Source organism: Enterococcus sp. AAFC-DPL-5182 (genome assembly GCF_058216605.1).
On record NZ_CM177101.1, the window covers coordinates 160442 to 186653 of the forward strand.

At 35.8% G+C, this 26212-nt stretch carries 23 protein-coding genes and 1 pseudogene; 15 read left to right on the top strand and 9 right to left on the bottom strand.

Annotation, left to right across the window (positions count from 1 at the left end; genetic code table 11):
* Nucleotides 1–73: 73 nt before the first annotated feature.
* A complete protein-coding gene (locus AC4BB7_RS00750; RefSeq protein WP_490484061.1) occupies nt 74–880 on the bottom strand; it encodes a MerR family transcriptional regulator in 807 nt (268 codons plus the stop codon).
* Nucleotides 881–1011: 131 nt separating this feature from the next.
* On the opposite strand from AC4BB7_RS00750, the gene AC4BB7_RS00755 reads away from it, so the two are divergent.
* A complete protein-coding gene (locus AC4BB7_RS00755) occupies nt 1012–1527 on the top strand; it encodes a ClbS/DfsB family four-helix bundle protein (protein WP_086315029.1) in 516 nt (171 codons plus the stop codon).
* A 53-nt stretch (nt 1528–1580) separates the two neighbouring features.
* Here AC4BB7_RS00755 and pgmB read toward each other — a convergent pair whose 3' ends face one another.
* Both pgmB and AC4BB7_RS00765 read right to left on the bottom strand, forming a co-directional pair.
* Nucleotides 1581–2231: a beta-phosphoglucomutase gene (gene pgmB / locus AC4BB7_RS00760; protein ID WP_490484062.1), complete on the bottom strand. Its 651-nt coding sequence runs from the start codon at nt 2229–2231 to the stop codon at nt 1581–1583.
* A 21-nt stretch (nt 2232–2252) separates the two neighbouring features.
* Nucleotides 2253–4961, bottom strand: a complete 2709-nt coding sequence (locus tag AC4BB7_RS00765) for a glycoside hydrolase family 65 protein (protein WP_490484063.1) — start codon at nt 4959–4961, stop codon at nt 2253–2255.
* A gap of 207 nt (nt 4962–5168) precedes the next feature.
* Between AC4BB7_RS00765 and treR the strand changes: the two genes are divergently transcribed.
* From treR to AC4BB7_RS00785, 4 genes are all read left to right on the top strand, one after another.
* Complete coding sequence (gene treR, locus AC4BB7_RS00770) at nt 5169–5882, top strand: trehalose operon repressor (RefSeq protein ID WP_490484064.1); 714 nt, start codon at nt 5169–5171, stop codon at nt 5880–5882.
* Nucleotides 5883–5918: 36 nt separating this feature from the next.
* The gene (locus tag AC4BB7_RS00775) at nt 5919–6704 is read left to right on the top strand and encodes a sulfite exporter TauE/SafE family protein (protein WP_086315038.1); all 786 of its coding nucleotides are present in this window, start codon (nt 5919–5921) and stop codon (nt 6702–6704) included.
* 100 nt (nt 6705–6804) lie between these two features.
* On the top strand, nt 6805–7242 hold the full coding sequence (locus AC4BB7_RS00780; protein WP_490484065.1) for a hypothetical protein: 438 nt from the start codon (nt 6805–6807) through the stop codon (nt 7240–7242).
* Nucleotides 7243–7287: 45 nt separating this feature from the next.
* Entirely contained in the window at nt 7288–7719 is a 432-nt protein-coding gene (locus AC4BB7_RS00785) for a GNAT family N-acetyltransferase (RefSeq protein WP_490484066.1), read from the top strand.
* A gap of 182 nt (nt 7720–7901) precedes the next feature.
* Here the strand turns inward: AC4BB7_RS00785 and AC4BB7_RS00790 are convergent, their stop codons facing one another.
* On the bottom strand, nt 7902–8156 hold the full coding sequence (locus AC4BB7_RS00790) for a hypothetical protein (protein ID WP_490484067.1): 255 nt from the start codon (nt 8154–8156) through the stop codon (nt 7902–7904).
* Nucleotides 8157–8314: 158 nt separating this feature from the next.
* On the bottom strand, nt 8315–8767 hold the full coding sequence (gene mscL, locus AC4BB7_RS00795; RefSeq protein WP_086315046.1) for a large conductance mechanosensitive channel protein MscL: 453 nt from the start codon (nt 8765–8767) through the stop codon (nt 8315–8317).
* Between the two features lie 206 nt (nt 8768–8973).
* Between mscL and yfmF the strand changes: the two genes are divergently transcribed.
* From yfmF to AC4BB7_RS00820, 5 genes are all read left to right on the top strand, one after another.
* Nucleotides 8974–10242, top strand: a complete 1269-nt coding sequence (gene yfmF / locus AC4BB7_RS00800) for an EF-P 5-aminopentanol modification-associated protein YfmF (RefSeq protein WP_490484068.1) — start codon at nt 8974–8976, stop codon at nt 10240–10242.
* On the top strand, nt 10235–11527 hold the full coding sequence (yfmH, locus tag AC4BB7_RS00805) for an EF-P 5-aminopentanol modification-associated protein YfmH (RefSeq protein WP_490484069.1): 1293 nt from the start codon (nt 10235–10237) through the stop codon (nt 11525–11527). Before yfmF ends, yfmH begins: the two co-directional genes overlap by 8 nt.
* 455 nt (nt 11528–11982) lie before the next feature.
* Nucleotides 11983–12915, top strand: coding sequence for a helix-turn-helix domain-containing protein (locus tag AC4BB7_RS00810; RefSeq protein ID WP_490484070.1), 933 nt, complete (start codon nt 11983–11985; stop codon nt 12913–12915).
* A 203-nt stretch (nt 12916–13118) separates the two neighbouring features.
* Nucleotides 13119–13697: a CDP-diacylglycerol--glycerol-3-phosphate 3-phosphatidyltransferase gene (pgsA, locus tag AC4BB7_RS00815; RefSeq protein WP_086315055.1), complete on the top strand. Its 579-nt coding sequence runs from the start codon at nt 13119–13121 to the stop codon at nt 13695–13697.
* A gap of 284 nt (nt 13698–13981) precedes the next feature.
* Entirely contained in the window at nt 13982–14842 is an 861-nt protein-coding gene (locus tag AC4BB7_RS00820; RefSeq protein ID WP_490484071.1) for a hypothetical protein, read from the top strand.
* 192 nt (nt 14843–15034) lie between these two features.
* Here the strand turns inward: AC4BB7_RS00820 and AC4BB7_RS00825 are convergent, their stop codons facing one another.
* From AC4BB7_RS00825 to AC4BB7_RS00835, 3 genes are read right to left on the bottom strand one after another with little or no spacing between them, the layout of a single operon-like run.
* Nucleotides 15035–16468 (bottom strand): DUF1958 domain-containing protein, encoded by a 1434-nt coding sequence (locus AC4BB7_RS00825; RefSeq protein WP_086315058.1) that lies wholly within the window; start codon nt 16466–16468, stop codon nt 15035–15037.
* A gap of 17 nt (nt 16469–16485) precedes the next feature.
* A complete protein-coding gene (locus AC4BB7_RS00830) occupies nt 16486–18594 on the bottom strand; it encodes a hypothetical protein (RefSeq protein WP_490484072.1) in 2109 nt (702 codons plus the stop codon).
* Nucleotides 18591–20279: an Hsp70 family protein gene (locus tag AC4BB7_RS00835; RefSeq protein WP_490484073.1), complete on the bottom strand. Its 1689-nt coding sequence runs from the start codon at nt 20277–20279 to the stop codon at nt 18591–18593. Before AC4BB7_RS00835 ends, AC4BB7_RS00830 begins: the two co-directional genes overlap by 4 nt.
* Before the next feature lie 160 nt (nt 20280–20439).
* Between AC4BB7_RS00835 and AC4BB7_RS00840 the strand changes: the two genes are divergently transcribed.
* The 4 genes from AC4BB7_RS00840 (at nt 20440) to AC4BB7_RS00855 (ending at nt 23598) form a co-directional block, all read left to right on the top strand.
* Nucleotides 20440–22143 carry a patatin-like phospholipase family protein gene (locus tag AC4BB7_RS00840; protein ID WP_490484074.1) on the top strand — a complete coding sequence of 568 codons (1704 nt, stop codon included), beginning with the start codon at nt 20440–20442 and terminating at the stop codon, nt 22141–22143.
* The gene (locus AC4BB7_RS00845; protein ID WP_086315064.1) at nt 22121–22339 is read left to right on the top strand and encodes a YdbC family protein; all 219 of its coding nucleotides are present in this window, start codon (nt 22121–22123) and stop codon (nt 22337–22339) included. The genes AC4BB7_RS00840 and AC4BB7_RS00845 overlap by 23 nt, the downstream gene beginning before the upstream one ends.
* A gap of 16 nt (nt 22340–22355) precedes the next feature.
* Nucleotides 22356–23240, top strand: coding sequence for a YicC/YloC family endoribonuclease (locus tag AC4BB7_RS00850; protein WP_490484075.1), 885 nt, complete (start codon nt 22356–22358; stop codon nt 23238–23240).
* Nucleotides 23241–23310: 70 nt separating this feature from the next.
* Nucleotides 23311–23598, top strand: coding sequence for a hypothetical protein (locus tag AC4BB7_RS00855; protein WP_086315067.1), 288 nt, complete (start codon nt 23311–23313; stop codon nt 23596–23598).
* A 92-nt stretch (nt 23599–23690) separates the two neighbouring features.
* On the opposite strand, the pseudogene AC4BB7_RS00860 reads toward AC4BB7_RS00855, so the two are convergent.
* A pseudogene (locus tag AC4BB7_RS00860) lies at nt 23691–25139 on the bottom strand (DUF1958 domain-containing protein).
* 455 nt (nt 25140–25594) lie between these two features.
* Here AC4BB7_RS00860 and gmk point away from each other — a divergent pair.
* The gene (gmk, locus tag AC4BB7_RS00865; protein ID WP_490484076.1) at nt 25595–26209 is read left to right on the top strand and encodes a guanylate kinase; all 615 of its coding nucleotides are present in this window, start codon (nt 25595–25597) and stop codon (nt 26207–26209) included.
* Nucleotides 26210–26212 lie beyond the last annotated feature (3 nt).

Genomic DNA, 26212 nt, shown 5'->3' on the forward strand with positions numbered 1-26212 from the left:
GACCTTTAGGCATAGGTTATTAAGTTTTAGAGTGCGAAACAAAACTGAGTTTAAGTTTTGTCACGCACTCTTTTTATTGATCTGCTTTTATTTTTATAGGATAACAAACCTCTGTAATATATAATTCCTCCTGCTCTTGTGTAGCAGGACTGGAATGATAAATATTAAATATATTTCCATTGAGGATGTATTCATTTAATTTGAGCCACTCCAGCATATCTGCATGAACGTTAGGGATTGTTGAATAGGCACCAGTCATAACGACAGAAGCGACTAATCCTATTGAGTACATCGTTGCGCGAGGGTATGTTGGTTTAAGCTTATCAGGAATACCAATCATCACTTCGATATCTATAATCTCTGCATTAGCACCATGAAAAACAGCAATAGATGGTCCTAAATTTGCTAAGTCTTGCGGTCTTATTTCAGAGAATAATTTCTGCCAAAGCTGTTCCTCATGATAATAAGACTCTATTTTTTGACGATAGGAAAGAACCAACCTATCATTGATAGTCTTTATTTCTATCGGATAGTTTACGGCTTTGCTGATTGAAGCAGTATTTTTTTCTTCCAATCGATCTAAATAAGCAAGTTGCAGCTTTTTTTCAGCTAATTCAGTTTCGATTTTTTTTCGGTGTTTGATCAAGTAGTCTGTTTGGTTGATTTCGTTAGCCAAAAGTACTTTGATGTCCTTTAACGGAACCCCAATGTTTTTAAGGGAAAGAATTTGATTGGCCTGATTGATTTGTTCAGGTTTATAGTAACGGTAACCATTTTCTTTATGACTGATTACAGGTTTAAGTAAATTTAGTTTATCGTAGTGTCGCAGCATGCGCGGACTGATATTCGTCAATTCAGAGAACTCGCCGATTTTAAACATATTTTTCTCCTTTGAACAGATGGTCTAGTTGTTAGTTTAGTATACTATTTTTTATTTGTATATGTACACTTGACTTTGACATTGTGGCAAGGTTTAAAATAGAGAGAAGATAACGTGAAAGGGGTACAATTATGCGCACTTATGCAACTAAAGAGGAATTAATTGACGAAATCAAAAAAAGATATGAGAAGTATGATGAAGAATTTGAACAAGTACCTGAATTGTTGAAGAATCAACGAATCGAAGAGGTAGACAAAACGCCTTCTGAAAATCTGTCTTATCAGCTTGGCTGGGTGAATTTGATCCTTCAATGGGAAAAAGAGGAACAAGCTGGAAAAATAGTGGAAACACCTGCACCAGGGTACAAATGGAATAATTTAGGTGGTTTGTATCAGTCATTTTATGAGAAGTATGGGAAATATAGTATTGTTGAACAAAGAGAAATGTTGAGAGCATCGGTTAATGAGGTATGCTTATGGTTGGAGACACTTTCGGATAAAGAGTTATTCGAAGCAGGTCAGAGAAACTATGCTACAACAAAAGCAATGTGGCCGTTATATAAATGGGTGCATATCAATACAGTTGCGCCATTCACCAATTTTCGAACGAAGATCCGTAAATGGAAAAAACTTGTTTTAACATCATGAAAATGTAAAAGAAGAAGGAGCGTTTAAGTTTTTCGCTTCTTCTTCTTTTCAGTTTATTGGTTGATTAGTTGCTCAATATCCAGTTCAGTCATGGAAGCAACTTGTAAGTCAGCACCTGTTAAAATTTCTGTTGGGGAAATCCCTACAGCGTACATTCCAGCTGCCTTGATCCCTTCGATTCCCGCTTGTGCGTCTTCAAAACCAATGGCATCTTTTGGGGCGACATTGATACTAGCTGCTGCTTTTACAAAAATTTCCGGATCAGGTTTACCTTTTTTTAGTGTTTCCGGATTAACAATATGCCCGAAAAATTCAAGAACACCTAACTTTTCTAAAATCATCGGTGCATTTTTAGAAGCGGATGCGATCGAACAAGGAATGTGGTGTTCTTTTGCCTGAACTAAAAAGTCATGAACGCCTGGCACCAAGTCTTGCGCTGAAAGGTCTGCTAGAAGCGAAACGTACTCATCGTTTTTCGTTTGCGCGAGTGCTTCTTTCTCTGCTAAAGTAAAATCATTTTCTCGTTGACCATAAGCTAAAATCTTCTCTAAAGAATCCATGCGGCTGATGCCTTTTAATGTTTCATTGAACGCTTCATCGATTGTGATGCCTAGATTTTTTGCTAAATCTTTCCAAGCAATATAATGGAATTTCGCTGTATCGGTAATAACGCCGTCTAAATCAAAAACAAAGCCTTTTTTCATGTGTATTCTCCTGTCTGTTGTTTAATAGTTAATGTTTGCTACTTTATGGGCTATCAATGGATAAGGTTGCCCATTGATGATGACCGTTGTGTCTTGTGATGGAGAAATTTGAACCGTGTATTTTGAAATAGTCAACTGATAGTGAATTCCTTTGTGATCAAGGTTAAAGGTCATTTCCTCCCAGTTTTTCGGTAAATTTGGCTGGATCGTCAGTTGGTTCTTTTTAATATCGATTCCAGCATACGTAGTTAACGTAACGTAAATGGTTGCGGCCATTACACCTGTATGAATTCCTTCAGCAGTCGTTCCACCTTGGATATCTTGATAATCAGAGTATAAAGCTTCTTGATATAACGTCCAAGATAGGTCATGAAAAGATACCGCTTCGGCTAATTGTGCATGGACGATTCTTGATAATGTTGAACCATGTGAAGTTCTATTTAAATAATATAAAAGATTTTTTTCAAGATAATCAGCAGGCAATTCATAACCAAGCTCTTCTAAAATTTCATCGATTTTTTCTTTATTTAAATTATAAAACAGCATTAATGTATCTGCTTGTTTTGACACTTTATAGTCATCAGGTGATTGACCTTCTGCTTTTAAAATTCGATCCATTCGGTAAATATTGCCATACTTCGCACGAGCCGCATCCCAATCAATTTCCTTTAAATCGAAGTAACCTTCATATTGGGCGATGATCCCATCTTCATTGACCTCGATTGATAGGCGTTTACGAATGTCTTTCATTTTTTCAAGATTGTCTTGCGTGATTCCTGTCTTGTTAAATAATTCTGTTCGTTCTTGCGTATTTAATAGTGAAAGGATACCTTCTAATTCTTCAAATAACCAAACGACCATTAGATTAGTGTAAGCATTATTTTTTAAGCCGCTTTCTGTACTATTAGGATACCCTTCATGGAATTCATCAGGGCCCATCACTTTAGCGATAGAGTAGCGTTTAGTTTTGTCATCAAAAGAGGCAGCGCTACGCCAGAAATTTGCAATTTCTACTAGCATTTCGGCACCATATTCTTTAATGAACTGATCGTCGCCAGAGTTGTTCCAATACATCCAGATATTGTATGCAATTGCTAGAGAGACGTGACGCTGAAGGATACTGTGATCTTCACCCCATTCTCCATTTAATGGATTCAAATGAAGTTTTTGTGTATCTTCACTGCCATCAAGACCCGACTGCCAAGGATACATCGCACCAGCATAGTTGCTTTCACGAGCATTTTCTTTTGCTTTGCCTAAACGATTATAGCGATACATCAACAATTGTTTAGCTGTTTCAGGAAAATGGAGAATATAAAATGGTAAGATAAAAATTTCATCCCAGAAAATATGGCCTCGATAAGCTTCACCATGTAAACCGCGAGCAGTTACAGAAACATCTAGTTCATTGTTGTTAAACGGAGAAGCAGAAACGAATAGATGATACGTATGGATACGCAGCAACTTTTGTGACATCAAATCTCCTGTGATCTGGATATCTGATTTTTCCCACAACGTATCCCAAGCAAGCTTACTTTCGGTAAATTCTGAGTCAAAAGAAATGGCTGGAAGAGAAGGGGTTTCCCAACTTTCCTTAGCTATAGAAGCTTTAACTTGGACTTGTTTTTCAAGTGTATAAGCTGTATTTTTTTCAGCATAAAAAGTGATTTCTTGTTCTATTAGCTCTTCACCAATCGAGTTTTTTATGGCACTCGCTTCAAAAAAGTCACCAGTAATCGTTGCTATTTGTTGGACTTTTATTTTTGATTGATTTGTTTGGATTTCAATCATAGAGTTGTTTTTTTCTGCAAGTAATTGTGTTATATGAAAGTGCTTTGCTGTTAAATTACGGTATCGCTCTACATTGAAATTATAGACTGATCCATCAGTTGTGGTCTTGATCGTAATGTTTTTAGAAAAATTCACAGGTTTGATCGAGTATTTGATACTGTAATTGTTCATTTTTGCCATATTAACTATTTTCTGAGCAGTTATTGTTAATTGATGTTTATGTGTGTCTTCAATGACCATAGTCGAAGTAAATAAACCTGTTTTTAAATTTAAATTTCTATGCAGATAATGCAAGGTGGATTTTTCAAGAGTGAGCCACTCATCAGTCCCTTCGACTTGGATGCTTATATATTGGTTATTTGGCGTATTTACGAAGTCTTCGTTTTCAACGATTTGACCGGCAACTTCTGACTTTTCTTCATTGTAAAGTCCCGCAATATAAGTGGCAGGATAATGATTTTTTGAAAGGGACATTTCAGGGACTGTACCGCGTAAACCCATAAAGCCGTTACCGATCGTCAGTAAGGATTCCACTGAATATTCTTCTTTACCTGGTGTATAACCAAAATAATCTAAATTCCAGGTAGAGTACTCCATTTTTTTAGTAAATGCTGTAGCTAAATCTTTACTTTCTTCCAGTTCAGAAGCTGTAAGGATTGGAAAATTCAAGCGTTCTGAAAAGTATTTGATTAGGTTATCAAGTCCAACATTCAATAGATTTACTTGCTTGTTTTTCTTGTAAAAGTCAGGTGATATATCGTTGAAAATAGCACCTCTGGCAGTTGGAAACTCTTCTTTGAGTTGGGTTGCTAAAGTTTCAGCAGTTTTAGGGAATTCAAAATCAGAAAAAGAAATTGCTTGTTCCAAAATAAGGTTGCTCTGTTCTTTTTCCTGAATATATAAGGCATCTTGTGTAAGTGAAAGGACTAGAAAGTTCATTTATAAGGCTCCTGACTATGATTTATTTTAAACTTGTATAGACATGTTGTGTTTTCGTTTTCATTATAGTATGAAATGCTTGTAAATACAAGTGCGACAATTTCAAAGAATTGTATCAGTCCTACGGTTTACTTACTGAGAACGCTATTTTTTTAAGGAAGAATGTGCTATCATTTTCTTTGAGTATCCTAGGGTGGAGGGATGGACATGAATAAATTTCATGATATATTTTTAGAACTTGAAAAAGGGATTTTAGAAGGAGATTATCAACCTGGAACGCTGCTCCCAAGTGAAAATCAATTGGTAGAGCAATATTCAGTTTCAAGAGAAACAATTCGCAAAGCGCTGAATTTATTAATCAATGCAGGCTATATCCAAAAGAAACAAGGAAAAGGATCGATTGTTTTAAATGTTAGAAAATTTGATTTACCGATTTCGGGTGTTATCAGTTATAAGGAATTACAAAATGCTCAGCAAATACATAGCCTAACTAAAGTTGTGGAGCTAAAGGAAGAAAAAGTTAGTGAATCTTTAGCGCGTTTGACTGGCTGGAAGAAAGAGGCGGCCGTGTGGCGTCTGGTTCGTCAACGGGAAATAGATGGGGAAGTCGTAATTGTTGATATTGATTATTTATTAAAAGAAATCATTCATGAGTTGCCAAAAGAGCGTGCGGCAGACTCTATCTATGATTACTTTGAAAATGATTTAGGTTTGGCCATCAGTTATGCGCAAAAAGAGATCACAGTAGAAGCTGTCACTGAAGATGATCAGAGGTTGATGGACATTCATGAAGATGCTCATGTAGTGGTTGTCCGTAGTGTGGTCAGCTTAGAAGATACGCGTTGTTTTGAATATACGGAATCCAGACATCGATTAGATAAATTTAAATTTGTCGATTTTGCTAGACGAAGAAAAGCCTAAAGAAAAACAGAGTACTTTTTAGGAGATGAAATAATTGTGTATATAGGAATCATCTATTTTATTGTCATTATTTTAGCGAATACAGTTGGCGCGATTTCTGGAATGGGAGGCGGCGTAATTATCAAGCCTGTGCTAGATACGCTACACTTCCATCCACTAGCCGCTATTTCTTTTTATTCTAGTGTAGCAGTCTTTACTATGTCGATTGTCTCGACGTTAAGGCAAATGAAAAACGGTCTACAATTGCAGATACCGATCGCTGTATTTGTTTCTTTAGGTTCAGTCGTAGGGGGGATTTTGGGGAATACGGTCTTTGAATCATTATTAAGGGTGTTTTCTGATGAAAAATATGTTCAGTTGATCCAAATCATTCTGACGATCATAACGTTGCTGTTTGCTTATTTCTATACGAAGATTGGCAATGAACGGTCTTTTGAGTTGTCTCACCCAATATGGTATGTGAGTGTGGGATTGTTTTTAGGATTTATTTCTACTTTATTGGGAATCGGCGGCGGACCGATCAATGTGGCCTTGTTGATGTTATGTTTTGGCATTCCAATCAAAGAAGCTACCGTTTATTCGATTATTACGATATTCTTTTCACAGGCAGCAAAATTATTTACAATTGCCCAATCGACTGGTTTTGGACGGTTTGATCTATCAATTTTGTTTTACGTGATTCCAGCTGCTATTGTAGGTGGATTTGTGGGTGCATTGATCAGCGGGAAAATTTCTTCTGAACGTGTTACTCAAGTATATCAAATCGTGATTCTTTTGGTGTTGTTATTGAATTTATGGAACGGTGTACAACTGTTTACTTAATGAACTAAACATCTAAAACTGACTAAATTGTCGGGTTTTAGATGTTTTTGTTTATGATATAATAAATGGTGAAAATATGGAAAATAAAAGGAGAATAACAGTGAAAAAAGTTTTTCAGGTTGGGTTATTGGTTATGATAAGTATGTTAATGGTTGGATGTGCTTCGAGTACGGCAGAGGAAATTGAAATCAATGAGGATAAGGTTCCTTCGATTTATTCGGTAGTCGGTGAGAAAAAAATTGTCGGCACGAATAGCGAAATAAAAAATAAAGTTCGCACAACGACATTGACGTATAAAGCTGGAAGTATCAGTGAAAAGGAAATGGAGCAATACATCGATCATTTACGAGAAAAAGAAGAGTATGTTTATACACTAGATTCTAAGCAATCGTCAGAAGGAACAATGATTCAGCTAGGAAAAGAATCTGTATCTAGCGGGGACATTGTGTTGATTGATTTTTTGTATCCAGCAATGGCTAGTGAAAGTGTTAAAATTATGTATCGGTCTGGCCCAGGAACGTTAAAAATGACTGAATAAGAAAATGGGGTTCTTGTTACTAATTTAATTGTGGAGGTTACCAGAATGGATTATCATGTCAAAGAATTTGCGAAACTAACGACGAAAGAATTTTTTGAAATTGTCAAATTGCGTATTGCTGTATTTGTTGTTGAGCAAAATTGTCCATATCAAGAAGTTGATGAATCTGATGAACAGGCATTGCACACTTGGCTTCAAGACGGCTCGGAAATAATGGGTTATACACGAATCATCGATAAAGGAGATACAGTGACTTTTGGCAGAGTAATCGTCAATCCTGATTACCGTGGGAAAAAATTAGGCAACAAGCTTGTAGAAGAAACACTGAAAGTCATAGAAGCGAACTATCCAAATCGACCAATTATTATTGGGGCGCAAGCTCACTTGACAAATTTTTACGGAGCTTTTGGGTTTGAAGCAATTTCGCAAGTGTATTTGGAAGATGATATTCCTCATATTGATATGAGGAAAAATTAAATGAGATTGAAGTAAAAGAGGATGGGACAGAAGTGTTTAATCCCGAGAACCAAGTAGGTATTGTGCAACAATGTTTATCTGCTCCCACCGTTTATCTGTACTTAGGGTGTGAAACAAAAGTGATTTTTACTTTTGTCCCACACCCTTTTTACTATTGTTTATTTGAATGTTAAGGATAGAACTTAGAAATGAGGGTTATTGAACCCAGTTACATAATATAAAAATAAATATACTAGCCAAAGTACACCTAATAATAAAATAATGCGAGCGAACCAATTTGTTTTTATGTTCAATTGCCAGCCAAAAACTATAAAGGCGAGACCTACAACACAATTTATGAAAAATGTTCCTAGGCGAGGTTGGATTAATTGTATAAAAATCCCCAAAAAGATAAGTGTGGAAATCGGTAAGCCAATTTTAGTCAAGTTTTTTTTCATGTGAATTTACCTCCTTTAGTATAAAGTATACAGGAATTATTAGAGTAATGTATACGTTTTAAGGAGATAGAACTGTAAAACAAAAACTTTCCTAACAAACATAAGCATATATATGTTTGTTAGGAAAGTTAAGTTATGGATATAAAGCTAGTTGATAGTTACTTTTTGATATTTTCAGAGCTATCCTTTGTACCATTGTTTAGCGTTGCAGCATTTTGTGCTGCCAACAAATCACGGATTTGCTCTAATAGCTCATCTGTTGCAGGTGCAACAACTTCTTCTTCTTCTTCAGCTTGTGGTTTTTTCTTCATTTTATTGACAGCTTTTACAATTAGGAATAAAACAAAAGCAGTAATTAAAAATGTAATAAGAGCACTGATTACATCGCCAATATTAAATGCTACACCTTTTACATGAAAAACGAGTGCGCCTAAAGCATCATCCGCACTTTTTTCTCCAGTAGTCAATACGAATACTAGACTAACTAATGGTGTAATCAATCCATTAACGATTTGTGTAACGATAGCAGTAAAAGCAGAACCGATAACGACCCCAACAGCTAAATCAAGAACATTACCACGCATAATAAATTCTTTAAATTCTTTAATCATAAGTTTAACCTTCCTTTCTCAAATACAGTATACAGAAAAAAATAAAAAATTTGAAATGAAAGACTCTTACATCAAGGAAAGACAGTTGAGCTGTGCTATAATTAAATGGACGTAGAAAAACCTTAAAAAAACATTTAGAAACGTCCAGATGATTGTATTTAAGACTGGGCTTTATTATGATGAAAAAACAAAGAGGAGCTGACAAGATGCCGATCACATTAGCACAAGGGGTCAACTTACATGTTGTTCCAACAGAAAAATATAAGACAGTGCGTATTTTGGTACGTTTTAATACGCGTTTGAATAGAGAAACGATCACAAAACGGACACTTTTATCCAGTTTGATGGAAACGAATAGTTTGAACTATCCAGATCAAGTGAAATTAAGTGAAAAACTGGCAGAATTATATGGTGCTAGTTTTGGAATCAATGTGAATAAAAAAGGCAATTTACATTGGCTGAATCTATCGATGAATTTAGTTAATGATAAGTACTTGGAAAACAGTCATGTACTAGCAGATGCTGCTGATTTTGTAAAAGAAATTTTATTTTATCCAAATATTATTGATGGGCAATTTGAAACAGAGACGTTCCAACGTGAAAAAGAAAATCTGAAAGCCTATTATGAAAGTATTTCAGAAGACAAGCAAGTCTATTCTTCTTTGGCTTTACAAAATCTTTATTTTGGTCAATCTGAAGATCAAAAAATTCCAAGTTTTGGGACTGTCGCAGATTTAGAAAAAGAAACAGCTGAAAGTATTGCGGCATATCACAAGCAAATGATTCAACAAGATCAAGTTGATATCTTTGTTCTTGGCGATGTGGAGGAAGCTGAAGTGGCTTCATTGTTCAGTGCCTTACCGTTTGAAGATAGATCCTCAGGGATTGCTGATATTTTTTATGCACAGCCATCAAGAAATGTGATCGAAGAACGCTCTGAGCAAGAAAAATTAGCACAGTCAAAATTGAATTTAGGCTACCATACAGACGTTTATTATGGAGATGAAAATTACTTTGCATTGCAGATTTTTAATGGTGTATTTGGCGGTTTCCCGCATTCTAAATTATTTATGAATGTCCGAGAAAAAGAAAATTTAGCCTATTACGCATCAAGCAGTATCGATACATTCCGTGGTTTTTTAAGTGTTCAGACTGGGATCGATGGTAAAAATCGTAACCAAGTTCTGCGCTTGATTTCAGTAGAATTAGAAAATATTCGTCAAGGAAACGTAACAGATTTAGAAATCGAACAAACTAAAGCAATGTTGAAAAATCAATATTTACTTTCTTTAGACAATGCAGGTGCTGTTTTAGAAAATGAATATCTGAATGATTTAATTCCTCACCTTCGCTTAAAAGATGACGAATGGATTCGCCGAATGGAAGCTGTCACATTAGCCGATATTCAACGCGTTGCGAAATTGGTGCAACTGCAAGCCATTTTCTTTTTGGAAGGAGAAAAAGTCGATGAATAAAAAAGAATATCCGCAAATCAATGAAGTTCTTTATACAGAAGTTTTGGATAATGGATTAACGGTTTATTTATTGCCGAAAAAAGAGTACAACAAAACCTATGGTCTGTTTACGACAAACTATGGCTCGATCGACAATGAATTTGTGCCAATTGGTGAGACAGATTTTGTAAAAGTACCTGATGGAATCGCTCATTTTTTAGAACATAAAATGTTTGAAAAAGAAGATGGCGATGTGTTCCAACAATTCGGTCGCCAAGGTGCTTCTGCTAATGCATTTACAAGTTTTACGAAAACGAGTTACCTATTTTCGACCACAGATCAAGTGGAGAAAAATTTAGAAACGTTATTGAATTTTGTTCAAGAACCTTACTTTACAAAAGAAACAGTTGATAAAGAAAAAGGCATTATCGGTCAAGAGATCCAAATGTATTTAGATGATTCTAACTGGCGCTTATTTTTTGGAACATTGGGCAATCTTTACCCGAAACACCCTTTGCACATTGATATAGCTGGAACGGTAGAGAGTATTGGTGAGATCACTGCAGAAGATCTGTATACGTGTTACAACACCTTTTACCACCCAAGTAATATGACCTTATTTGTGGTTGGAAAAATGGAACCAGAAGAAATGATGGCGTTTATCCGTAACAATCAGTCTGCCAAAAATTTCGCCAAAGCTGAACCGATCCAACGTCATTTCCCTAAAGAAACACCAGCAGATATTGTTAAAGAAAGCTCTATCGAAATGGCTATCAGCCGTTCAAAGGTCATTGTTGGCTTGAAGGGACTAGATGACGTTCCAACAGATGGAAAAGAACTGCTTAAATACAAAACAACGGCAAATCTATTGTTCCAATTACTATTTGGCAATACGTCACAAAATTACTTGAATTTGTATAATGAAGGATTATTAGATGATAGCTTTGGTTATGAATTTAATTTAGACCGCAGCTTCCATTTTGCAGATTTTGGTGGAGATAGTGATCAGCCGGAACACTTGGCTGAGCGCATCGAAGAAATTCTTTTAACTGCAGATAACAGCTCTGAGGTAACAGCTGAAAATTTATCATTATTGAAGAAAAAAATGATTGGCAAGTACTTCCAATCATTAAATTCACTAGAATATATTGCAAATCAATTTTCACAATCACTCTATGGTGAAACGACTTTGTTTGATACACCAGAAGTGATTGAGAGCATTCAATTAGCAGATGTGAAAAATTTGGCGCAAGCATTTATCAACAAAGAGGGATTGAGCCGCTTTTATATGTATCCTAAAAAATAACAATTATTTAGTTAAAAGCGAATAGTACAGCTAGGATTTATTTTTCTACATGGATGATTCTTTTCATAAACGAGAAGAATCATCAGCTTTTGTAGTAGAAAAGCGAGTATGTGAAGTGACAATTGTGTTAAATAAAAAAAGTCCGATATTTAGTTAAAAACTTTCAAAAATGTTATCCTCATCAGTATTTTTTTATGTTATCCTTAGAATAGTTGAATGAAAAGAAATTTCCAACTAATTACTTAGGTAATTCAGGTGAAGTGAGCTATTTTTACTCAAATGTTTTACATAAAATGAACATCAACTTTAAAGTAGACAATAAGCAGTTAGATAAGGATCTATTCAGAGGTATTTTATCTTATTTACAAAAAAGCTGCACGACTAAAAAATCGCCTAATCGATTTAGGCAAAACTGATAAATTAGAGAGACTGGAGAAGATGGACGAGTGGCCAGCGTGAATATAGGAAAAAAATTAAGAGATGCACGACTGCAGCGAAACATGACATTAGATGAACTGCAGCAAATTACTAAAACACAAAAACGCTATTTGATAGCAATAGAAGAAAATGATTTTGATTCCATGCCGGGGACTTTTTACGTGCGTGCGTTTATTCGTCAATACGCAAGTGCGGTTGGCTTAGACGGTAACGAATTAGTCGAGATTTATGATGGGATAGATGAGCCGGAAGACATAGAAACAACGATTCAATACGAAACATTAGATGAATCACGGACACAGATGTACGATGAATACAGCTCAACTAAACGCTTTATGCGTAGTTTGCCTGCCATTATTTTTTCTTTGATTGGTTTGGCAATCGCAATCGTTGTTTTTTACATTACATGGCAAGATCGTCAGGCATCGCCTATGATCCAACCACCAGCTTCTGAGATTATTAGAGAAACAGATTCCACATCAAGTTCTGAATCAAGTCAAGCACCAGTATCAAGTAGTACAACGACTTCGACTAGTTCTTCGTCGGAACCAAAAGCACCAACAGAAGTAAAATTTGAGAGTGAATCTGGTGTGACAGTAAACATGAGCGCTGTTAATGTTGCAACGCCAGCCAAGTTAGAGTTTACTGCTGTGACAGGACCTTGTTGGGTCGGTGTGTATATTGCGACCGCAGCTAACAATGATAATGGGTACTTTTACCAAGAAACAATTCAACCTGGACAGCCAAAAACTGTTGAGGTACCAGCAGGAACAGCTCAATTGGTCATAAGTTTAGGTGCATCTGAGTATATGGAATTCAAATTAGATGGTCAAAAAGCAGAGTTTAATCCGAATAATGCAGGAATTGGGCCAAGAAATATCAATATGAATTTAGCTTATGCACAAACGCAACAACTAGAACAATCACAAGAATTTCAACAACCACAATAGAAAAAATAATTTTTCATAGAAAGATGGGCGAGAAAAGTTTGCGATGGGATGCCGACCGTTGTAAGCATTTTTCTCGCTCATTTATTGAGAGTGTGATCCAATATATGTAAACGGCTCTCTTTAGAATTAAAAATGTGTCTTTTTCCGTGACACCTTCTATGAGATAACGTAAAATAAGGTAGAAAAGAGAGGGGCAACAAGCATTGAACTTACCAAATAAATTAACAGTTATTCGAATATTTATGATTCCAATTTTTATCGCTGTCGTCAGTATTCCTATGGATTGGGGGACAATCACAGTAGCTGGCACATCATTAGCAGTTACTCAGTTAGTTGGAGCAATCATCTTTGCGGTAGCGAGTATCACTGATTGGCTAGATGGAAAAATTGCTCGAGCACGAGGGTTAGTTACCAACTTTGGAAAATTTGCAGATCCATTAGCAGATAAAATGCTAGTAATGACTGCTTTTATCGTTTTAGTAGGACAACAAAAAGCGCCTACTTGGGTAGTAGCGATCATTGTTTGTAGAGAGTTAGCAGTTACTGGATTGCGTTTGTTACTAGTTGAAGGCGGCGAAGTGATGGCTGCTGCTTGGCCGGGGAAAGTAAAAACAGCAACACAGATGGTTGCTATTATATTATTATTCATCAATAATATTCCGTTTGCAGCAATTGGTTTTCCATTAGATCAAATCATGCTGTACGTCTGCTTACTATTTACAATTTATTCAGGAGTCGATTATTTTGTAAAAAATGCAAGTGTTTTTAAAGGTTCAATGTAATAATCAATTAAAATAATTAATAGCCAAAACTAGTTTTTCTACTTGATTTCAAGAAAAAAAACTAGTTTTTTTATTTTAGAAAAATTAATTCTCCATAAAAATAAGCGCTATAACTACTGATACATAAGCTTTTTTCATTTTTTTCGATACTTATAAAAAATTTTGATACTACTATTTATAAAATAATAGTTTACTTTTTTTAAATCTGTGGGTATAATCTGTGTATCGGAACTATTATCATATGAACAGTAGTATTCGAACAAAAAAAATTGGAGGAATTTATAATGAACAAATTTGTAAAAGGTGCAGTAGTTGCTGGTTTAGCTTTATCAATCGGAGGATCAGGATTTTTAGCAACTGCTACTCAAGCACATGCAAACTCAGCACAACTTGTAGATAACACTGCAAAAATCAATGCGTTGATTCAAGAAAAACAAGAGTTGATCAACAAGAAAAAAGTTAGTACAAACTGGCAAGAGCAAAAAGCATTAGGAATCCGCATTGGTGAAATTGAACGTGAAATCCAAGTATTGAAAAAAGGCGGTTCAACTGGAAATACAACAACACCGACAACGCCAACAACACCAGGAGAAGATACAGCGTCAAAAATCAATGCGTTGATCCAAGAAAAACAAGAATTGATCAACAAGAAAAAAGTTAGCACAAACTGGCAAGAGCAACAAGCATTAGGCATTCGTATCGGTGAAATCGAACGTGAAATCCAAGCGTTGAAAAATGGCGGGACAAGTGGTTCGACAGGAAACACAACAACACCGACAACACCAGGAGAAGATACAGCATCAAAAATCAATGCGTTGATCCAAGAAAAACAAGAGTTGATCAACAAGAAAAAAGTATCACGTGATAAAAACGAACAAAAAGCTTTAGGTATTCGTATCGGCGAAATCGAACGTGAAATCCAAGCATTGAAAAATGGTAGCTCAACAGGTGGTTCAACTGGAAGCACAACTGCACCATCTACACCAGTTGAAGACAATACAGCTAAAATCAATGCGTTGATTCAAGAAAAACAAGAATTGATCAACAAGAAAAAAGTATCACGTGATAAAAACGAACAAAAAGCTTTAGGCAAACAAATCGATCAAATCGAAAAAGAAATCAAACAATTAAAGAAAAACAAATAATTCCCTGATAAATAACTACTAATACCCAACTTTCTTACCCAAATTTGTGTGAAACTTATAAAAAGTATATTCTTTGCCAAGTCATGTTGGTGAAGATAGAAATAGCGAAGGAGAGATCCTTCGCTATTTCTTTTGAATAAGTAAATAACAGCCACCTAATGAGATAAACTCATAGGGTGGCTGTTATTTTGTCTAAATCCAAGGACCAACGACTACGGTATAGATACTTAAAACGACTCCTGCAAGAATAAATAGGATACCTAAAGCAAATATGGGACTGAATTTTTTGGAGCTGCTAGCTTCAATAGGTTCTTTTCTAAATAGTTTTGCTAATGCCATAAATAAGAGACCTAGAATAATCAGTAAGCCATTAACGAAAAAGGTAGATAAGCCATTTTTTTTCTTTACGTTTTTCAAAAGAGTTGAATTTTGTAATGCTTTTAATTTTTTTGCATACTTGAAATTGGAGCTTGGTGCCTTGATTGTTGGTGAGACTGAAGTAAGTCCAGTTTCAACTGTTAATTTATCAGCAGATAAATTAAAGGCTGGTTCGGTATTTCGCTGAAGTACACCATAAAAATCTTGATCTAAAATAATTTCTTCTTGGTTGACTGTGTTATTTCCTTTAGAAAGTAGTTTTTTATATTCATAAGTGGCGAAAGCTCGGTCAAAAATTGCATTACCAAAAGCGTGACGCTGTAACTCACCTTCTTGATCCTCCCAGTTACCAACACCTAAAACAATCTCGATCAAACGTGTGTCTTCTCGCTTAGCCGTTGCGGCGTAATTAAAACCACCTGTTGGGCTTGAACCTGTTTTTAAGCCATCTGCGCCTTCATAACCGTAAGCAAGACCTGGTAAAGAATAGTTATGGTTTTCTAAAACTTCAGCATAAGGCGTATTTTCCATGATCGTGATTTGGGTCGGACTTGTAAAGGTCACAGTATCTGGATAATTTTTTAATAAATGATAAGATAAAATAGCTAAATCGCGCGCAGTCGTCACGTTATCTGCATTTTGGTCGATTCCTTCAGGTTTGTAATAACCATTGAAAGACCCTGTTTCGGCACCACTACAATTATAAAATGTCGAATTAGTCATGCCGAGTTCTTTTGCTTTATCGTTCATCATATGGATAAATTTTGCTTCATCATTCGCTGTCACTAGATTTGCCAACATCACGGTTGCAACATTTGATGATTGAACCAGCGTTGCATATAACAAATCCCGAACAGGATAATCTACACCGGAAACAATCGTATTATTACTTAATTCATAAATTTGTGAAATAGCTTGGTCATTATCTGTTGCTTTAACGGTTGTATCTAAAGTGAATTTGCCTTGCTCCATTGCTTCAAAAACAAGGTAGACAGACATCAATTTAGCGATACTGGCAGGGTTCCATTTTAAATCAGGATTATCTTCCCAAAGAACTTGCCCCGTTTGAGCTTCGATAACGATCGATGCTTTAGGTTTGTAAAATTCATTTGTTTGATAGCCTGCATTTTGTGTAATCGTCAAGATATCTTCTTGAGCATAAGCGCTTGAGGCTGTGAATAGACCGGAAAAATAACCTAAAAACAATAGTAGCGAGCAGATTTTCAGTAAAACGTTTCTTTTCTTCATATAAACATCCTTTGTAATTAATCAGGTTCTTCTAATAAAGTAGGAATATTTTTAAAAGCTTCTCTGTTAGAGTAATGAATCATTTCTTCATCCACTTCTTCCCAATTTGGTCCGAAAACGTGATCTAACCTTCCTAGTTCATCGAAAGTGAGAATCAATTTCTCCTCATTTTCTTGATTTTGATCAGAGACAATAAATTTTAATTTGGGTTCACGTACAAGATATAGAAATCCTTTTCGTAAATTGTCAGAAATGGGTTCATTTAATTTATTCTCTAAAATTATTTTCATATTTTCTGAAAGGTAGTCAGTGTATTCTAACAGATTTTCTTGTTTGTTGTCAGAAAATAGGAATTTTTTTAGAAAAATAGTTGTGGAACTTTCTGGATTGATTTCTATTGTGTTAAGTAATTGTTTAAATTTGATATCTGAAAGTAGATGCCATTGATTTCCATAAACATTTTCAAGGGTAAGGGTAAACGCACCTGATTCCAGAATGCATAATAACTCTTCTTTATAATAGACGGCAGTCTTTTTGCTGTTAGGGTCACTTACAGTGTTGGATTTAAACTTGAAACCAGAACTGTCGCTATATTTATGGGTATCTTGGTCTACGTAGTAGCTTAATAGTTTTTTCAATTGCACATCATTGACATTTCTATCGATAAACAATTGCTTCCCTTTAGGATCATCAGAAGCGTAAAAGTAATGAACGAAACGCTCTTCTAAACTATCACCATAAAGTTCTGAGTCAGATGCTTCTTTTGCTTCAATTTCTTCAGCTTTTTGCTGGTTTGAATGCTTTTCTCTATAAGCTTTCACAAGTTCTTCTGGCGTTCTACCAATCCTTCTAGGAGTCTGAGGTCTAGAGGGAATTTGGACCATAAATAGTAGAACTAACAAACTACAAAATAAAAACATAAAGCCTTTTTTAAACGATACAGTCATTTCTGTTTTAGGTTCTAAGACTCTCCGAACTTCTTTTTCGATCAATCGATAGTCCACTTTTTGATCTTTAGATAAGTGCGGCAAAATTACTTTAAATTGTTCTTGCAGGGCGATTTTTCTGGAAATATTTAGTTGCTTCCAAAGATTGAAGGCAGGGACATACTGGCTTTTTTTAAAGAATATACAGCCGAGAATAAGAAGAAATAATTCTTCTGGTATAGTGAGCTGCTCTTTATTCCAATTGAAAATCGTGTCATCTGTTTGTGTTTCAGTTAATAACATGAAATATCTATTTAAAAAAATAGTTGTTGGACTGCTGTTCATTGTTTGTGTTCGATTTAGCAAGAACTTATATTGCTTTAGCGCGTCTTCATTTTCTAAAAAGCCATTTGTCTTATCCAGTAAATCGATCATTTGTAGATTCCAAAGTTCGCTATCCTCAGCAAAAATTTCGGCGCAATTTCTGATTTTATCATCAATACTTGTTATATAGCTTTGCTTATTAGCAATTATTTGATAAATCTCATAGCGTAAATGAAAATATTTTTTCCTCGAGTTAGCAGGAATGTTCTCTGCTATTTGAAACGAGAAGGGTGGAACGTTGTAGATCACTTTTTTCAGCTCAAGAAAGTGAGTTGAAACAAACCGTTCTTGGCCGATATGATCAGTTAGTTCTGTTAAGTCAAACGTCTGAAATAAAAAGCGAATGATTTCTCTAGCAAGACAGGGATAATTTTCCACTAAAAATAATTGGATCGTATAGGTGTTTTGCATATATTCATCAATTGACCAACTGTCGATCGATGCCAGTAGCGCTTCCCAGACAGATACATTTTCAAAATAGTTCTCCTCGTCGATGATTTTTTGTAACTGATCAGAGAACCCCTCTAATGGCTGGAAAGCAGGAAAGCTTGACTGCCCATGATGGGGATAATCATCGGAAGGTTGAGAAAATTCCTCAGCAATTTCGGTTGTTGCAGCAATTGAGGTAAAAAGATCATCTTCTATTAAACTATCGTTTTTTGATAAAGTCAACGCTAAATCAAAGGCTGTTTTTAAGCACTGAAATTCTTCAGGCTGTTCATCAGGAATCATCGTTTTCAGTTTTGCGGCGTAAGCGCGCTTGATCATTTTTTTATCAGAAGTTGGCGTAATCTCTAGGATTTTCCAAGGATTCATAGCCATAATCCTTTTTCAAGTTCTTCTAGCTGTTGTGTTAATTCAGCAGCTGTTCGTTTGGTCAAGATTTCTTCCTGTTTTTCTAAGACACTTCTAAAATGAAAGAGTAGTGCTTGGACTTGTTCGCGCTGTAAACCAGTTGTTTCCGCATATAGTCTTTCTAGACGAGCAAGTAATAAACGGTTTTCAGCACGGTCTCGTGGATGGACTTTTAACGCCGCGAGCTTTGCTAAACTTTCCTGCATTTGTTTTGATGTCAATTTACCAGGTGAACTTTCAATGATCAGTTGCTTGGACCGACCGCTCGTATCCGTGACAAGGACTTCTAAAAGCCCGTTAGAGTCATACGTAAAACGACAATCGATGGGAGTGTTTTCAGGTCCTTTTGGAATTTTTATCTCTAATTCACCGATTTTTAAATTATCTTTTGCCATTGGATTTTCGCCTTGATAAATGGAAAATGTAACATATTCTTGATTGTCTCTTAGTGTGTAAAAAGTTTTCATTTTACTAACAGGAATCGTGGTATTACGTTCGATAATAGGCGAAAAAACACCGTCGATGTAGCCTGTACTTGTTTGGCTAACAGAATCAACGCCTAAAGTATGCGCACAGACATCCGTTAGAATCATTTCACTGACCATAGATCGATCCTGCTTTAAAGCAGCTTGAATACCAGCACCATGACCAACGGCTTCATCTGGATTGATTTGTGTATAAGGTATGGTTTTTAGCAAACGAGCAAAATAGTTACGGACGATCGGATTTTTTGTAGCACCGCCAATTAAAATCACTTGATCAATTTCTTGGATGCTGATCTGACCATCATTTAAAACACGCCCGATCGGCTGCCGCATTTTCGCCAATAGTGGTTCACAAAGTTCCTTATAGCGTTTTTGTGACAGTTGATAAGAATGCACATTGTCTTCCCACTCAAACTCAAATGAACTGGATTCTTGTATTGTCAATGTGTGTTTTAGTAACTCAGCTTTTTGATATAAAACGGATTGTGTTGTTGCAGATAAAACAGTACCGCTTAAATCGAGAGTGCTTAAACAGTCTCTAACGATCACATGAGTGAAGTCTTCACCACCCAAATGATTATCACCAGAAATCGCTTCTACTTGCATCACGCCATCAAACATCTCTAATAACGAGACATCAAATGTTCCGCCACCTAAATCTACGACTAAAATCGATTGATCAGCTTCTTTATGAAACCCATAGGCCATTGCGGCAGCTGTAGGCTCACTGATGAGATTTTGTACGGTTAATCCAGCTAGTTTAGCAGCTTCTACAGTTGCTTCCCGTTGGATATTATTAAAATAAGCAGGTACACTGATCACAACTTCACTACACGGCTGCTTCAAAAAAAATTCAGCATCTTCTTTTAAACTACGTAATACCAAAGAAGACAGCTCGACTGATGTGAAGGACTGTCCGCCTAAGTCATATTGTTTATCAGTTCCCATAAATCGTTTAAACGTTGCTGCTGTCAACTGAGGATGACTGATCAGCCGTTCTTTCGCAATTGCGCCAATTAAAATATCCCCATTATCATCCACACCAACAACTGATGGTGTCAGTATCTGACCAAATTGATTGTTGATCAATTGAACAGATTCCCCATCCCAAAACGAGACTAAACTATTTGATGTTCCCAAATCAATCCCTATTATCCCCATAATATTCTCCTTTTTTACCAACAATTATGTATTTATATAAAAAGTCTAACAATTTTATTTTACGTGAAAAGCGAAGGGAAATGTACCTTTTTTGCCTTTTTTTAATAAAAAGTAATTTTTGGTTAATTTTGGTATACTTTAGACGATGGAGGTGTTTGGAGTGAGAAGTGAACAAATGGTTGCTTCAGAGTGGCCTAATTTTACTGAGCAACTTGCTAAAAGTGTTCAGTTACTCCCTTTTTATGATGCCCATACTTTAGCAAGACAAGTATTTAGGAAAAAAGTAAGGGATAATAGCGGGACCGCGTATGTCATTTATCAAGGGAAGAGCCCGTATTTATTTATGGTAGTTGAAGCAGGGAAAATAACTAATTTATTGATTCCAGAAACGATCCAATTAAGCTGGTCATCGCTCTTTTTAGCCATTGATCGATTTTTTAGACAAACATTTCAAGCAGAAATTACTGTTCGTTTTCCAAGAGCGCTCACCCTGCATTTACAAGAAGTATTTTTGAAACATGGGTATTTGATGGAAAATAATAGAGTAGCAGTCAAAGAACTAATGTATCATACTGGATTGGTTTTAGGCGGTGGTGGAGCAAGAGGTGCTTATCAAGTTGGGGTGTGGCAAGCATTGAAAGAGTTGATGATCCCAATTAAAATTATAACGGGTACATCAGTAGGTGCATTGAACGGAGCCCTGATTTTACAAAATGATTTTGAAGCAGCTAAAAATATGTGGGAAACAATCGATACGCAACAAATTCTATCTTTTCCAACAGTCGTGACACCTAGCGATACTTTTGGAGGGCTGATGAGTCAAATTGGCTCTTTTACATTCAGTGCAATCCAGTCAAATGGGGTATCGACAAAACCACTGCAAAAGTTGATCAGAGACACATTTTCACAAGAAAAAATGAAACAGGTCACTACAGATTTTTATTTGGTTACCACTGAATTGCCAAATATGCAGGAGAAAGACATTCATTTTAATGCGTGTCAGATGAATCAATGGCAGAGTTGGTTGCTTGCTTCTGCTTCCTTTTTTCCAGCGATGGCAGCAACAAAAATTGCGGATAAATATTATGTTGACGGTGGTTATCGAAATAATATCCCTGTTGATATCGCGTTACAAAATGGGGCGACGGAATGCATTATTGTAGATGTGAAAGGTCCAGGGATCACAAAGCCAGTGAAAATCCCCCAAACAGTTAGTCGTCTGACTTTACAAACACCATGGTCAATGGGAGCTGTTCTTTTATTCGACGGTGCTCGTTCAACGAAAAATATTCAATTAGGGTACTTGGAGACACTAAAGGCTGTTAGTGGGAAATATCTTGGATACTGGTATACATTTGATGAAACGATAAGTAGTTTGACCGTGTTTCAACAAGCTTTTTTTTCCTTTGTTGATGATACGTATAAAATAAAATTATGGGATTCTATCTCTCAACAAAATAAAATCTGTAAAAAATTGCGTAAAGTTTATAAAGACAGGGTGTATACTGAAAATGTCGGATTGGTTTTATTGGAGCTGTTAGCTAAGGGGCAGGAAATTTCTGCTTCAAAGTTATATACGATCCAAGAGATAGTAGAACTACTGCAGCAAAGTGAAATGAAGACGGATTTTGCGGATAGCGTTGGAATGATTTCTGTTCAAGAATGGCTGATGAAATACTATGAAGATTACTTTTTACTTTCGGATAAACAACAGTTATCATTAATGAGCAATTTACTAAATGTAGATGAAAAAGAAAAAATACAACGTTTGGCTTTTTTATTGGACAAATTACCAGTTCAAGTATTACAAATGAATTTATACAACAAGGAGTGGATCAATAATGGCACAAGAATTTTCATATGAAATCGTAGAAGAGATCGCAGTTTTATCAGATAATGGGAGAGGTTGGCGTAAAGAATTTAATTTAGTTAGTTGGAATGGGCGTCCACCAAAATTTGATTTGAGAGACTGGTCTGTTGACCATGAAAAAATGGGCAAAGGCATTACCTTAACAAATGAAGAATTTGAAATCTTATCTAAAGCAATAAAATCGATGTAGAAAGGACACCCTGTCAATGAAAAGTATGACTGGTTTTGGAAAAGAAACATTTTTAAATGACACGTATCAAATCGATGTAGAAATCAAAAGTGTCAATCAGCGTTTTTTAGATATTCAATTACGGATGCCAAAAGAGGTCAATCCTCATGAAATGGCTATTCGCCAATTGATGAAAGAAACATTACAACGCGGGCGAATCGAAGCGTACATTAATATTAAACAAACGGGCAGTGGCAATAAAGAAGTGTTGATCCACTGGGATTTGATTCATCAATTGTTGGGAGAAGTTCGGCAGGAATTAACCGCTAATTATCCCCAAGCTGAATTTGATCCTGCGCAAAATATCAATCAACTACTTAACAACTCAGATTATGTTGAAGTCACAGAAAAGCAGGAAGCAGATGAAACTTTTGGTTTGTTAATATTAGAATCTGTGAAAAAAGCAGTCGAGCGAATCGATGCCAGCCGTTTACAGGAAGGTCGAAAAATTCAACAAGTATTGACCGTATATAGTCAAGATTTTACTGATTTAGTGAACGAGCTGACTGGCTTTGTCGAGATCTATGAGAAAGATTACCGGGAAAAATTTGAAGCAAGATTGAATGATTGGTTAGGCGGTCAAGTTGATGAAACACGCCTGCTGACCGAGATGGCAATTCTACTGGAAAAAGGGGATATCCATGAAGAATTGGATCGCTTAGTGATTCATGTAGATAAATTGCAGGAATTATTAATTCAGTCAGAACCAGTTGGTCGGGAACTAGATTTTTTAATTCAGGAGATGAATCGTGAAGTAAATACGATTGGCTCTAAATCTAGCTCGATCGAAATCAAAAACATCGTTGTTCAGATGAAAACGATCCTCGAAAAAATACGTGAACAAATTCAAAATGTCGAATAATAGAAAATAGTTTGTGATTCTATTTTTTAAAGCTATAATTAAAGAGAAGAAAGCAAAGAGGTGAATTTTTATGTCAAATTATTATGATGTAACGTTCCATGAATTAAGCGGAAAATCCGTGGTAAAAAGAGAAATTATTTCTGATAAAGAACCATTTGATGTTTGGGAAGATGCCTGTGTGTCATTTACAAAAGATGTTTTAAATATTCGTGTAAATGAAGAGGCCTTTGTGACATTGAACCGTCGTTTTGTTGTTCGTGTGGATATTGAAGAAGTAGATGGTCCAGTGGATAAAAAAATCAAACGCCATGATGAGATTATGGGTGTTGTGAATACGTTATCCAATATGGGATTTTAAGAAATACTATAATAAAAAAGAGGGACTGATATATAACTTGCTGAGTTATATATCAGTCCCTTAAAATCTGAATAAACATTCTATTCTATATTTTATAAAAAAAGTAGTACACCAATCGCTGAAAGTAGCAAAAGCGCTCCTAAAATAAATAAAAATCTCGTCGTTGGTGTAGCCATTTAACGACTACCTCTTCTGACCCCAGCAATTCGTTTTCTAAACACTCTTGAAAAAACAAGTAGGAGTACACCTAAGATAGCTAATATGGCGCTGACTAAGTAATTATATTCCGTTTTATTAGTCTTTGAAGGAGCAGAGCTATTCTTTTTTTCATGTTTAGCAGATGGTTTGTCATCAGCAGGTGATGTCGATTCTTGATAACGAACGCTGTGAACAGGGATGTTAGGTGAAACTTGTCCATAATTATTCGTTAACGATAGTTGACCATCGACCAATTTGAAACTAGGCTGGGTATCTTTTTTCACAAAACCGTAAAAATCTTGTTCCAAGTTTACTTCTTTTTTGTTGATCTTATTTGATCCTTTGGACAATATTTTTTTATATTCATAAGTAGAAAAGGCGTGATCTAAAATGGCATTACCAGCTAAATGTCGCTCATACTCCCCTTCTTGATCCGACCAATCCCCAACGCCTAACACAACTTCAATCAGACGAATATCTCCTTTTTTAGCCGTCGCAATATAATTGAAACCACCAGTTGGACTTGATCCAGTTTTTAATCCATCTACTCCGTCATAGCCATATTTTGCGCCAGGTAATGAGTAATTATATGTCTCAAAAGTCTCAGCGTAAGGTGTGTTTTCCATCGTTGTAACTACAGGCTTGCTCGTGAATTGTAATACATCAGGATATTTTTTTAGTAAATTGTAGGTTAAAATCGCTAAGTCTCTAGCCGTTGATTTATTATCGCCATTTGGATCAATTCCTTCTGCTTGATATAATCCATCAAAGGCACTAATTTGAGCTCCGCTGCAATTAAAATAAGTTGTGTTTGTCATGCCTAACTCTGCTGCTTTCTCATTCATTTTACGAATAAACCCAGCCTCATCGTTATCAGAAACTAAATTAGCCAGCATCAGTGTAGCCACATTTGAGGAAGGCACGGCAACCATTGAAAATAAATCCCGGACAGGGTAGTCAACGCCCAAGGAAATTTTATTATTGCTTAATGCGTAGAGTTGAGAAATACCTACATATTTCTCAGTTGCAGTGACTGTCGTATCTAAGTTAAATTTCCCTTGTTCCATTGCTTCTAAAGCTAGATACATCGTCATGACTTTAGCAATACTTGCAGGGCTCCAAGATAAATCAGGTTGATCTTCCCACAAAATCTGACCTGAATCAGCATCAATTACGATTGAAGCCTTAGGTCGATAATTTTCTTTGACTGGAAAACCTGATTTTTCAGCAAAATCCATCAAATCTTCTTCTGCATAGCTTTTTTGAGTAAAACTTCCGAGTAAAAAACAAGCCATTATTAAAAAGCAACTAGTCGTTTTAAAAAGTGTTTTTTTAGTGAACATTGAGTTAAATCCCTTCATTTTTAGTACTTTCACTTCATTAAACAGGTTAGTTATTTTATTGTGAAAATGTGTAATAACTTTATTCTACTTGAAAAACGGGGGTGTTGTATACTTTTTTTGATAAATTTATTGAAAGGGGCTTAAAGTCAGCTTTATAAATACAAGATTAGTTTGCTAGATGTTAGAATTAAAATGGTATGTGCCTTTTTCGAAAATATTATGTGGTAAAGCCTTGAAAATTACTGAAAAAAAGTGCATTATAGAACTAATACTTTATTAAAATATAGTTGTATGAGCAAACACGCTTGTTCAACTTTTAAATTATCCAGCTTTACAGGCTAACAACTTGGAAAAAAATGAAAAATAATTGTAGTAAGGAACACCGATTTTATTTTTTCCTATTTTTTTGTCAAGGCTAAACAAGCCGGTTCAGCTTTTAATGAAAGGAAGTCATCATGTCAGAGCGTGGATTATTAATTGTACTATCGGGTCCTTCTGGAGTTGGTAAGGGAACAGTGCGAAAAGCAATTTTTGATAGTGAAGAGAATGATTTTCAGTACTCAATTTCTATGACTACCCGTAAGATGCGGGAAGGAGAAGTAGAAGGAGTGGATTACTATTTCCGCACAAAAGAAGAATTTGAAGCAATGATTGAAGCTGGTGAAATGCTGGAATATGCACAGTATGTCGGGAATTATTATGGAACGCCACTTTCTTATGTTAATCAAACGCTTGATGAAGGAAAAGATGTCTTTCTAGAAATCGAAGTCCAAGGTGCTGAACAAGTGAAAGAACAAGTACCAGATGGTGTCTTTATTTTTCTAACACCGCCGGATTTAGCAGAGCTAAAATCAAGAATTGTTGGTCGTGGGACTGATGATCACGATGTGATTGAAGAAAGAATGCGTGTGGCTCGCGAAGAAATCGAAATGATGGCATTATATGATTATGCTGTAGTGAACGATGAAGTGCCGCTAGCAGTGAAGCGAATCAAAGAAATTATCGCGAGTGAACATTTTCGCGTTGATCGAGTAATTGGCAAATATATTAAAATGTTGAAGGAGATGTAGCCT